General features: G+C 45.6%; 7 protein-coding genes. 5 read left to right on the forward strand and 2 right to left on the reverse strand.

The genetic code is table 11. The features are described from left to right. Positions 1 to 39 precede the first annotated feature (39 nt). The 4 genes from JMY01_RS01825 to JMY01_RS01840 all read left to right on the forward strand — a co-directional run bounded on the left by JMY01_RS01825 (position 40) and on the right by JMY01_RS01840 (position 8977). Positions 40 to 2061: a flotillin family protein gene (locus JMY01_RS01825; RefSeq protein WP_201573974.1), complete on the forward strand. Its 2022-nt coding sequence runs from the start codon at positions 40 to 42 to the stop codon at positions 2059 to 2061. 314 nt (positions 2062 to 2375) lie between these two features. After that, positions 2376 to 8582, forward strand: a complete 6207-nt coding sequence (locus tag JMY01_RS01830; RefSeq protein ID WP_201573975.1) for a DNA repair ATPase — start codon at positions 2376 to 2378, stop codon at positions 8580 to 8582. A gap of 74 nt (positions 8583 to 8656) precedes the next feature. Continuing rightward, positions 8657 to 8818: a DUF2256 domain-containing protein gene (locus tag JMY01_RS01835; RefSeq protein WP_201573976.1), complete on the forward strand. Its 162-nt coding sequence runs from the start codon at positions 8657 to 8659 to the stop codon at positions 8816 to 8818. Positions 8819 to 8830: 12 nt separating this feature from the next. Continuing rightward, a complete protein-coding gene (locus JMY01_RS01840; RefSeq protein ID WP_201573977.1) occupies positions 8831 to 8977 on the forward strand; it encodes a DUF2256 domain-containing protein in 147 nt (48 codons plus the stop codon). A gap of 67 nt (positions 8978 to 9044) precedes the next feature. On the opposite strand, the gene JMY01_RS01845 is transcribed toward JMY01_RS01840, so the two are convergent. Then, complete coding sequence (locus JMY01_RS01845; protein WP_201573978.1) at positions 9045 to 10529, reverse strand: hypothetical protein; 1485 nt, start codon at positions 10527 to 10529, stop codon at positions 9045 to 9047. 399 nt (positions 10530 to 10928) lie between these two features. On the opposite strand from JMY01_RS01845, the gene JMY01_RS01850 reads away from it, so the two are divergent. Continuing rightward, a complete protein-coding gene (locus tag JMY01_RS01850; RefSeq protein WP_201573979.1) occupies positions 10929 to 11597 on the forward strand; it encodes a class I SAM-dependent methyltransferase in 669 nt (222 codons plus the stop codon). A gap of 218 nt (positions 11598 to 11815) precedes the next feature. On the opposite strand, the gene JMY01_RS01855 is transcribed toward JMY01_RS01850, so the two are convergent. After that, entirely contained in the window at positions 11816 to 11983 is a 168-nt protein-coding gene (locus tag JMY01_RS01855) for a hypothetical protein (RefSeq protein WP_201573980.1), read from the reverse strand. Between the last annotated feature and the right edge of the window lie 48 nt (positions 11984 to 12031).

Genomic DNA, 12031 nt, shown 5'->3' on the forward strand with positions numbered 1-12031 from the left:
GCAGGCATTGTAGCAACTGTTTTAATTAGAGGAATAAATATGGACATACTCATCATCGTCGGCGTGGTTGTAGTGCTGGCGTTTGTTTTCATCATGGCAGCGCTTTTGATGCTCAAAGCCTTTTATTTTAAGGTGGATCAAGGCACCGCACTCATCATTAACGGGGTTAATAAAATAGCCGTACGTTTTGATGGTGGTTTTGTTTGGCCGATTATCAACAAAAAAGAATTGATGCGCATCTCGCTCATCACCTTAGAGGTGGATAGACGTGGTAAAGAAGGATTGATTTGCGCCGATAACATGCGTGCCGATATTACGGTGGCGTTTTATTTGCGTGTCAATGAGACCGACGAAGACGTACTAAAAGTTGCTAAATCAGTTGGAGTTGATAGAGCCTCGGACAAGGTTGCAGTGAATGAGCTGTTTAATGCCAAGTTCTCAGAAGCCCTAAAGACGGTCGGTAAGCAAATTGATTTTGTTAAATTGTTTGAAAACCGCAGTGAGTTTCGTGACAGTATCGTCAAGGAAATCGGCAACGATCTAAATGGCTATGTGCTAGAAGACGTGGCAATTGATTACTTGGAGCAAACCCCAAAAGCGTCCTTAGATTCAAGCAATATCTTGGATGCCGAGGGTATCAAAAAGATTACTCAGCTAACGGCCTTCCAAAACGTCATCACCAATGAGCTTGAGCGCGACGAAGAGCTTGCAGTTAAGAAGAAAAACGTCGAAACCGTCGAAGCCATGCTCGAGCTTGAGCGTCAACAAGCAGATGCTGAAGCCAAGCAAAACCGTGAAATCTCTTCTGTCATTGCACGTGAGACCGCGGAGACCCGCAAGATCGAAGAAGAAGAGCGTAAAAAGTCTGAAACCGCGATTATCATGGTCGAGCAAGATTTGGCGATTCAGCGTGAAAATCAACAGCGTGAAATCGAAGTCGCCGAACAAAACCGTCTGCGTGCGGTCGTCATCGAAGAAGAGAAAGTGACTCGTGCTCGTGATCTTGAAATCGTCTCGCGTGAGCGTGAAGTGGATCTGCAACGTATCGAAGCAGAACGCGCGATTGAACTTGAGAAAAAAGAAATCGCTAACGTCATTCGCGAACGTATCGCAGTGGACAAAACGGTCGCGCAAGAAGAAGAGCGCATCAAAGAAGTCCGTGAAGTCAGCGAAGCAGATCGCTCTAAGCAGACACGCGTATTGGCAGCTGAAGCCGACGCTGAAGAAATCAAAGTGCGCCAGGTCAAAAAGGCGGAAGCAGAAGAGCTGTCAGCCAAGCATAAAGCGGTGGAAATCACTACGCTTGCAACGGCTAATCTTGAAGCATCTGCCAAAGAGTCAGAAGCCAAAATCAAGCTTGCCGAAGGTATCAAAGCCGAAGAGTCGGCACATGGATTCGCTGAAGCAGCCATTCAAGAAGCCAAGTCAGTATCGCTTGAAAAAGAAGGCATTGCTAAAGCCAATATCATCAAAGCTACTGGACAAGCTGAAGCGCAATCTGAGCGCGAAAAAGGCATGGCTGATGCTGAGGTCATCGCTGCTCGCGGTGAATCTAAAGCAAGAGCTGAGCGTGACATCGGTATGGCAGAAGCAGAGATTATTGCCGCTCGTGGTGAGTCAAATGCCAAGGCAGAGCGTGAAGTTGGCTTGGCAAAAGCCGAAGTTACCCGCGCGCACTTCCAAGCCGAGGCCGATGGTCTGGTCGAAAAGTTCAATGCCATGGGCAGCATGAGCAAAGAGGCACGCGAGCACGAAGAGTTCCGTATGGGTCTTGAGACTGCATTGCAAGAAGCGATGGCGTCGATCGAAGCAGGTAAAGAGATTGCCAAAGAAAACGCGGAAGTATTGGCAGTGGCGCTACAAAAAGCCAAAATCGATATTGTCGGCGGTGAAGCGCACTTCTTTGATAACTTTGCCAAGTCGCTTTCTATCGGTAAAGCCATTGATGGCCTTGCGGGCAAGTCAGATACCTTGAGCGGTATTATCAATACTATGATGGCCAGTCAGGTGATGAATAAGACCAATAAGTCTAGTGGTCAGTCTGTTAAACATAATGACTAATTATTAATAAATTCAATATAGTGTTGGTTTCTTTGATTTAGCGTAGGGTGGGTTAGTTTTACCAAACTCTCGTAGAGAGTGAGGATAAAACGTAACCCGCCTTTGGCTGTTGGGATTATACATTAGGCGGGTTACGCTGCGCTAACCACACTCTACGTCTACTCAAATTTCAAGCAACACCGAGTTGGCTATTCTAAAAAAATGTTTTAGATATCTTATCTGCGTTTCTTTAGACTAGCCACATTTAACCTTCTCACCTTTTCTTATTGCGCAAAACTCTCTTACTATATAAAAACAGAAGTGGACGAACAACGATGGCGGATACGCAAAATTCAAATAATCCAAATAGCCTAGATAATAATGGCCAAGCGCATCAAGCTGAACAAACCGATCAGGCGGTGGCTTCTGGTAATGCCTATGAGCTCATCAAGAGACGTCTTAGCGAACAAGGCAGCCGTCTACAAGCGCAGACCGCTACTCTTAATAATGCGCGTCTAGAAGAGTTTGGCAGCACTCAGATGCAGGTCATTGCGCGTACCCGTATTCGTACCGAACACAACTGTGTGGCGCAGGATATGGTGCAGGTCGGCGACTATCTATTGTTTGGCTACAACGTGTTTATGGGTCTTAAGCGTGCGAGCAGTATCAAAGATGTGCTGTCGTTATATCGTTTGATAGAGTCTGCTGACCCTGATGATAAGAGCGGCGAGGGCAACGCTGAGCAAGACTATCAGTTAGAAGAAATAGATCTGGCAGGTACCTTTTTAGATCAACAGGGTTTTGTACAAGACTTTGATGAGCTGTATAGATATTACAAGCAAACACGGCTGATTCAGCTGACCGTTAAAGACAGCAAACTGCTGTTGGCGTTTCAGATTGGTGAGCGTATCACTGATATTCGGGTGTTTCGTTTCGCCTTAGATTTTAGCGAAGGCACCCCAGAGTCTGCCCAAGTCGTCTATGTAGACAATCGCGGTGAGCGCGATATCGAGCTACCACCAGCCTACGATTTTGAGTGGACTGAGACCACACGTGAGCAGATGATCAACGGCAAATATCCGCATATGAACATCTTAGATACGGTGTTTGTGGAGACGGTAGGCGGTAGTTTGACCATTAAGATAGAAGATAATACTGAGTCAGGGCTAGGAATCTATAGCGAGCCTGTCAGTGACAGCACGCAGTCTCTGACCGATGCTGATATTGCTTATGCCAAAGTTGGTAGCTTAATCTTGCTAAAGGTATTGCCGTATCGTGAAGACAGCCATCGTTACTTTGTTTACAACACCTTGACGGAAGAAGTGCTGCGACTGGATGCTATCGGGCAGTCGTGCGTGCAGCTGCCTGAAGATCACGGCATTATTTTCCCAGGAGGTTATTACTTACAAACGGGCGAGTATAAGCTGTTCGATGCTAACAATGGCGATGCCAATACTAGTACAAGCAACGGCAATAAAAAGAACTTAAAGTTTAAACGCCGGATCGTCTCGCCAAATGGTGAAGATGTGCTGTTTTTGTTTTATGACAGAGACTTAGGCGTCACCGGCCTCTTTGCCTATAACCTTATCAAAAAGCAGTTGGCAAATCCCATTTACTGTAATGGTATGGCGTTGGCTGAGAACGGCCGCTTAGTACTGTTCAGCGCTCAAAGTGAGCCGTCACGCATTCACCCGATGCAGATATGGCATACCCCTTATGCCTCTCCAGAATATGTGAATGAATTGCCTGAAAGTACGAGCTTCTATGGCAAAATTGGCAATAAGGAATTGGTGCGCGGCATCTCAGACCTCTATAGCATCACTCGCTTGATTGATAATCAAAGCGTGTCGCAAAAGCTCTATGAAGAATTAGCCGACAATACCAGCCGCCTGTTTGATAGCTATTATTGGCTGTCTGAGCCTGAACTGACTGAGATTGCTGGTAGCATTAAAGAAGTGACGGCTACTGCTGAGTTGGTCATTGATGAGTTTGCCAAAGTACAAAGTATTCAAAAGCAAACCCAAACGGCTATAGCCGATGCCGAAGCCCAGCAAAATGAAATCTTACGGCAGATACGAGTCACCACTTTTGAGTCTGCCAGTGACTATGTGGATCAGCTATCGGCGTTAAGACGACAAAAAGGTCATTTGGTGAGCTTGGAGGATTTGCGTTATTTAGATAGCGAAAAATTAGAGGCGCTACAAACCCAGTTAGAAGAAGCCGAGAGCGAGCTTGCCGAGCAAACGGTGGTGTATCTGAGCGCCGACGAAGCGCTAGCAAGTTACGATGGCATTTTGGCCGATGTCAGCGAACGACTAGAAACCGCCGAAACCAATAGCGAGCTAAAACCGGTACTTGAGCAAATCGATGAGACCGCACAAGGGCTGGACTTATTAACTGAGCTGCTAGGCACATTGGATGTCGCCGATGCCACGGTACGCACGCAAATTATCGATGATATCTCCACCATTTATTCAAATCTGAACCAAAGCAAAGCCAAGCTCAATCATAAACGCAAAAACTTAGGGTCAGCCGAAGCGGTCGCACAGTTTGGTGCGCAGTTTAGACTGTTTGGTCAATCCATTGCCAATGCCTTATCTATTGCCAATACGCCTGAGAAGTCAGATGAGCAAATGGCAAAGCTACTGGTACAGTTAGAAGAGCTTGAAAGCCAGTTTGCTGACCCTGAAACTAGTGGCGGCGATCAGTTTTTATCGGACATTATCAGCAAACGCGAAGAGATTTATGAGGTTTTTGAAAATCATAAACAGCAATTGCTCGATGCGCGTAACCGCAAGGCGCAAAACTTAGGTGATGGCGCACTACGGATGCTAGAGAGCATCAAAAGGCGTACCCAAAGCACAGGTGTCACGGGTTTTAGCGAGCAAGAGGCTTTAAATACTTACTTTGCCTCAGATGGCCTGGTACAAAAAGTGCGTAGCATCGCCAAAGAGCTGCAAGCACTAGGCTTTAGTGTCAAAGCAGATGATATCGATGCGCGTCTAAAAGCCATTCAAATTGAGAGTTACAAGAGCCTAAAAGACAAGTCGGACTTGTTTGAAGAGGGCGGTCAGATTATTAAGTTAGGCCGCCATCGATTTTCGGTCAATACTCAGCCGTTGGATTTGACCTTACTAAGTCGCGGGCAGACAGACGGCAAACGCGTCCTTAATCTACATCTAACGGGCACAGATTATTATGAAGTATTGGATAATGCCGAATTAAACGCCCTGCGCCCGTACTGGGATATGAACATCGCCTCAGAGTCCGACAACGTTTACCGCGCCGAATACTTGGCTTATAGCATTATCGAGAGCGCCAAAAACAGCCAAGATGGCCTAACCGAAGCGCGCCTATATCAAGCTTATGATGAGACTGTTAGCACCATAAGCAGCACTATTGATAGCAATAGCGACATCGATGACAACAGTGCCCTTGCCAAACTGGTCAAAACTTACGCTACCCCGCGCTATCAGCTTGGGTTTGAAAAAGGTATTCATGACCATGATGCGACACTTTTGCTAATGAAGATATTGCCGACACTGCGCGAAGCTGGCTTGCTCATTTATACTCCGCAAGTTCGCGCCTTGGCACAAATTTTCTATTGGCAATTAAGCCTAGTAAAAGCGCTTGGTTTAAATGGGTTACGTCAATTTGGTTACGATAACTGGTTAAATGAGTCCGTACTAACGCGAGTGAGTAACTGGTCGGATAGAGCCGTTACCGCCGAGCAATTGCGTCGTAGCTTAGGTAGTGATACCGCCAAAGCCTTGCTGGTTGAAGATATGACGGAGGTTATGCATAACTTTGTCTTTGCTTATAATGATGATAGTTTTAGCAATGACAATATTAGCCTCGAGCACAATTCTAATAAGAAGTCAGATTTAGTTTCAGAATCAAACTCCAACTCAGATCTGAATTTAGACACTAGCGACATTCACAACGCCAATATCTTTAAACAAAGCTACGTTCAGCTTGCCAGTGAATACTTGGTCAGCGTGATGGGGCAGGCGAGTAGCCCAAATGCAAGCGTAAGTACTGGCATAAGTACCGATATAGAATGGCAAACCAGTCAGCAAGCGCAGCAGTTGTGCGAGCAGCTGATGCAAGCGCTAACTAGTTCGTCAGGCACTACGCAGAACGCTGCCAGTTTTGAGCAATTACAATCTTCAATCGGCAAGCTGACCTTGCAGCCCAAATCAGCCTATGAGCTATTGGCAACGTGGTTTCATGCGCTATTGGATAAGACCTATGGCGATAGCGAAACAATCAATAAGCCATTAGATAGTACTGATAGTGAAGGCAAACCACTCAGTGAAGAACAGCTTGCTGAAATTCAGGAAAAGTCCGCCTTACGTAAACAGCAATTGCAGATTGGCCGCCACTACGTGCCCGAGGCCATTGCAGTCTTACTCACCCAATTAGATGATGGGCAACGTGAAGCCTTGGTGCAACGTCTTATTGACTCAGGTGTCAGCTTCGATAAGAGCGCCACTGGCACGCCGTCTACTTTGTCATTCTCAGCCACTACCTCGCTGACCAGTCTCAATAATCCACTCAATCAAGTGGCAGACTTTGAACGTAGCACGGGTAAAGTCTCGCTTGAGATACAAGTGAGTCGTTTACTAGGCGAGCATCCCCGCATTCATCAGCAAGCCTTAACCTTTGCCGTTGATGACTTTTTGAGCCGTTTGCACCATCACGACACTCAAGTCATACCCGCTTATAGACGCTATCTGGCTATGCGCTCCGAGATTTTGCATGACGCCCGCGAGGCGCTGCGACTCGACGAATTTATGCCGCGTCCACTGTCTTCCTTTGTGCGTAACCGTCTGATTAATGAGAGCTATCTGCCGCTCATCGGTGACAACCTTGCTAAGCAAATGGGCACGGTCGGCGAAGATAAACGTACCGATCTGATGGGTATCCTGATGATGATATCGCCACCAGGTTACGGTAAAACCACCTTGATGGAGTATGTGGCAAACCGTCTCGGCCTCATCTTTATGAAGATTAATTGTCCTTCCCTCGGTCATGACGTCACCTCTTTAGACCCCGAAAAAGCGCCCAACGCTACCGCACGAGAAGAGCTGAATAAAATTAACCTAGCCTTTGAGATGGGCAATAACGTCATGCTCTATCTGGATGATATCCAGCATACTCATGCCGAATTTTTACAGAAGTTTATCTCACTTGGTGATGGTACGCGCCGTGTCGATGGCGTCTGGCAAGGCAAAACCAAAACCTATGACATGCGCGGCAAGAAGTTCTGCGTGGTCATGGCGGGTAACCCGTACACCGAAAGCGGCGAAGCCTTCAAAGTCCCTGACATGCTCGCCAACCGTGCCGACATCTACAATTTGGGCGATATCATGAGTGGGATGGAAGACGTCTTTGCGCTCAGCTATATCGAAAACTCGTTAACCTCCAATGCTGTGCTAGCACCGCTTGCCAACCGTGATTTGAGTGACGTCCATCGTCTGATTAGAATAGCAAAAGCCGTCGGTTCCAATAGCGAAAATCTCGCGCAAGCAAGCGATTTGACTTATCCTTATAGCACTTCAGAGATTAACGAGATTATCGCCATCTTGCGCCATATGTTCACCGTGCAAGAAGTCATCCTTGACGTCAACCAAGCCTACATTGCTTCCGCCTCGCAAGATGATAAATATCGCGTCGAGCCAATATTTAAGCTGCAGGGTAGTTACCGTAATATGAATAAGATGACCGAAAAGCTCTCAGCGGTCATGAATAAAGAGGAGCTTAACCAGCTGATAGACGATCACTATCTCGGCGAGTCGCAGCTACTGACCTCAGGTGCAGAGAGTAACTTACTTAAGCTTGGCGAGATGCGCGGCGTACTAACAGAAGATGAAAAAGCACGCTGGGAGGAAATCAAAGCTGATTTTTTGCGTAACAAAGCCATGGGCGGGGAAGATGGCGACACTGGCGCACGTATCGTCGCGCAGCTTGTTGACCTAGCCAGCGGCTTCAATGCCATCAGCAGTCAGTTTGATAAATACCTTAACCAAAACGATCCTGAGCAACTGGCACGTTTAAATGAATCAGCAGAGCAAGCCAAACGAGACGCGCAGATTGAATCCCAAAAACTGCTCGCCGACAGCTTTATCACGGGTTTTGTAGATAATGCCAAAGTCGTCAGCGACAGTATCGATAATGGCTTTGAGAAGAGCATCAATCAACTCACGCAAATCTATAAGCACGATCACAAGACGGAAAGCGAGTACCTCAAGCAAAACCAAGACATACAAAAGTCTCTCATGGTGCAATTGGTCAGCGCGGTTGAACAGTTGGCACAGCAAATGGCGGAAAGCTTGTCCAACAGCGCTGAAGATCATACATCTGACAGCGAGCTCACTGAGCAAACCGCGCTCATGGCAAATGCTCTCAAGCAAGCGCTAGAGCCGCTGACCATACGCATGGATGAAAAGCTCGCCCTTGATACCAGTACCGACCAATCGGGCAAGCTCATCGTCAATAGCTTAAACAGGCTCAATAAAATCTTCGATGATCATGAGTAGCGTCATAGTGACAAGCAGGCACAGGGCGCGTTCCACACCCCAATTGGTAAATATATAGTACGATAAGGAAAACAATGGCGCACAAAAAGAAAAATGTACGCAAAAAAGAATGCCCCGTCTGTGCGCGCGAGTTTAGCTGGAGCAAAAAGCTGGATAAAAACTGGGATAGCATGGTGTATTGCTCAGATCAGTGTCGACGAGTCAAAAAGTATGAGGGTTTAGAACATCAGAAGTGAGATGAAATAACCATGGCACACAAAAAACCAAACTTACCTGAGAAGATTTGCCCCGTATGCCAGCGACCCTTCACATGGCGTAAGAAATGGGAAAAAGATTGGGAGCAAGTGATTTATTGTTCAGAGCGCTGTCGGCGGGTGAAAGCAAAAATCGAATAGTTAGAGAATAAAAAATTCAGCCCATCAATGAATAAGCTGAATTTTATGTTGTAGTATTTTTTAATTATTATTGACGATCAAAAATGACATCTTCGCCGTCATTGTTCTGTACTTCATCCTGATCTTCGTAGCCGATGAAAGTGAGCTTATCACCTTCAACCTTGATATTCATCTGATAATAAAATGATAAATCGTCACCGCCAGTACTACTATACAATGACTGACCGAGGGTAAATAGACCATTATTACTTAGCGTATAAGTATTCCAGTCCATACCGGCAAGTGGAACAGTACCGTACTCATAAGGCAACTCTTGATCTACCTCGATATGAAAAAAGGTTTGATCCCCTAAGAAACCAAAGATAACCAGCTCATCATCAAGTTCACCAACTCGTGCTTTCCAGATGCCTAATTCGTTTTCAGACTTGGCTTTTGAGAACATATACAATTCGTCGCTCTCTATGACGTCATTGTCGTTTTCATCGACACCTAGCGTTAATGTATTACCAGAAATTTGCAGCGTTCTGAATACATCATCTGATAAGCCAGATGTGCCATTGTCATCATAAACTACTTCATCAATTTTGAGTTCGTTATTGGCTTTTAGGGAGTATTTACCCCACTCAATACCATTATTCTCGCCTCTTGAGGAGGTAGGACCAGTCACTTGTGTTTGTACATAAGTACCATCATCTAAGAAAGACAAGGTCACCAGCTCTTCATTTCCTTGAGCCATCCGCCACAGTCCTGATAGCATCTGAGGATCTATTTCGCTGCGAACCGCACTTCTTAAAAAAGTAAATGAATCGTCATCGACATCAAGAATGAGTTGCTCATCATTAGTCACGCTTGCATAACGGGTGGCCGGCTCTGACAGCCCTTTGCCACTATTACTATCAAAGATTTGATCGGTTGTGAGTTGATTGGTGGATGGGTTGATGGCATAAGTGCCCCATTCAAGTCCGTTTTCAGGGTTAGTTGTTGAAAGGTCTGCATCGACTTGCACATGAACATAGGTACTATCATCTAGGAATGCTACGCCAATCAACTCGTCATCATCGGTATCATCCAAACTCCAAGACCCTATAATGCCATTAGATTTTATTTCTGAAAACGCAAATTGTTCATTGCTATCAATAGTGCCGTTTTCGTTTTCATCGACTTCGAGTATAAGCTTGCCATTCACGACGTGAGCAACGTAATTAAGACCTCCTGACAGACCCATATCACCATTTTTATCAAACAGTTGCGTTGTGGTTAATTTGCCTGTCTTCTTATCAATACTATACGTTCCCCATTCGAGGCCGCCATCTGGATCCTCTACTAGTGATTCATTGTTAACTTGAACCTGTACATAGGTTCCATCACTCATAAAAGATATGGCTGATAGGTTGTCATTGATGCCATCTTCACTCCAAAAGCCAACGATATTGGTGTCGATATCTGACTGATCAGGTTGTGATGTGGGTGATGAGCCATCGTTATCATCGCCACATCCTTGTAAAAACAGCGCGGTAGTAATGGTCAGTAATGCTAATTTGAATGATTTCATTTTCTTTCTCTCCTTGAATGAAAAATGGAAAATCTCAATTTCTACCAGTATTTGCCGATAAACCTCCCTAGATTCAAAATAAGATATTATAAAGTTAATACTGTGAAGTATTAGCTTTGCTTAATATATTCTTATACATAAATATATCAAAAATTTTTAAGGTGGGCTAATAAAAATAAGAGTTTTTTTAATAAATAATAAGGCAAAATATATTAACGGATCAGGCTATGATGTAGGATAGACTCTATAGAGTACAAAATTGTCATAGTAACTCTGAGCGCTTCTACTCATTGATTTGCAGAGTTTAATTAAGGCTAAGAAGTATCAGAGGCATATAGCGTACTAATGTGAACAGTGAAGTCTCAAACATAAAAAGCAACCAACCTTACCGAGACCGCCATGAAATCAAAGCCGACCTCAAAGCCGTCTTTCAAATTGCCCAGTCTCAAAAGCATCTACAATAATAAAGTCCTGCCTGTCTTAATCGACAAAGCCTGTGCATTAGACGTTGTGAGCGAGCAAAGAGCGCTTGTCGTCCCAAAAGCTCGCGGCATAGTGTTAGAAGTCGGTGTTGGCAGCGGGCTTAATGCTGGATTTTATAACTCACAAACCGTCAAAAAAGTGATAGGCGTCGACCCGCACCTGCATTCATTGGCAGCCAAGCGTTTTGCTAGCGCAGGCATCAACTTTATCTCGCAGCCGCTATCCGCCGAGACTCTACCCCTTGAGGACAATAGCGTTGACAGTGTCGTCATGACCTTTACCCTATGCTCTATCCCTAATCCTATCCAAGCATTGACGGAGATGAGACGCGTGCTAAAACCGACTGGCACCCTATATTATGCCGAGCATGGCTTAGCGCCGCAGCCCAAATGGGCGCGCAAAATCCAACAGCTCATCACCCCAGCATGGAAGCCGATAGCGGGCGGCTGTCATCTGGATAGGAATATCGAAAAGCTGATAGCACAGGCGGGTTTTGAGGTAGCGGGTCAGCAAGGATTCACTCACAGCGTCAATATCGTGGGTTATCACTATTGGGGCGAGGCGACGCCTGCTATCTTGGATTAACAACTTGAGGTAGGGTGGCGTTAGACTTGTCAAATTCTCTTAGAGAATGTGGACAAGGTGCCACAGTTTTATATTATGCTAAATTTAAATGGTGAGTGACCAACTCTACGCGACCTAAGCAAAATCAAGACAAAAGAAGACCGCCACATTTCTTATTGAGGCAGGCTCAAAAAGTAGAGGAGGCGGTGCTGTTAGAATGATTATAGCTTATCCAAAACCTAAAGAATAATAAGCAGCCAATCCTGCTTTTCGCTCATATCTGCTGGTCTAGGCGAGGCATTGGCTAAGGTTTGGTGCGTCGCCTGCTCCGCGCGCCACCCCAAACCAAGCCATTGCAACTCGCCCAGCCAAGCAGGATAACCGCTGCAATCAGGGCTAAACCGCACCCCAAGGCAACCATTAAATAATAAGGTGGTGTTCTAAAAAGTATGCTG

The organism is Psychrobacter sp. H8-1 (assembly GCF_904846575.1).
Classification (GTDB): Bacteria; Pseudomonadota; Gammaproteobacteria; order Pseudomonadales; family Moraxellaceae; genus Psychrobacter; species Psychrobacter fulvigenes.

What these genes read in the sequence shown, in the direction of transcription:
- JMY01_RS01830 (WP_201573975.1), top strand. Translation starts at nt 2,376, where the DNA reads ATGGCGGATACGCAAAATTCAAATAATCCAAATAGCCTAGATAATAAT.
- JMY01_RS01825 (WP_201573974.1), top strand. Translation starts at nt 40, where the DNA reads ATGGACATACTCATCATCGTCGGCGTGGTTGTAGTGCTGGCGTTTGTT.
- JMY01_RS01840 (WP_201573977.1), top strand. Translation starts at nt 8,831, where the DNA reads ATGGCACACAAAAAACCAAACTTACCTGAGAAGATTTGCCCCGTATGC.
- JMY01_RS01845 (WP_201573978.1), bottom strand. Translation starts at nt 10,529, where the DNA reads ATGAAATCATTCAAATTAGCATTACTGACCATTACTACCGCGCTGTTT.
- JMY01_RS01835 (WP_201573976.1), top strand. Translation starts at nt 8,657, where the DNA reads ATGGCGCACAAAAAGAAAAATGTACGCAAAAAAGAATGCCCCGTCTGT.
- JMY01_RS01850 (WP_201573979.1), top strand. Translation starts at nt 10,929, where the DNA reads ATGAAATCAAAGCCGACCTCAAAGCCGTCTTTCAAATTGCCCAGTCTC.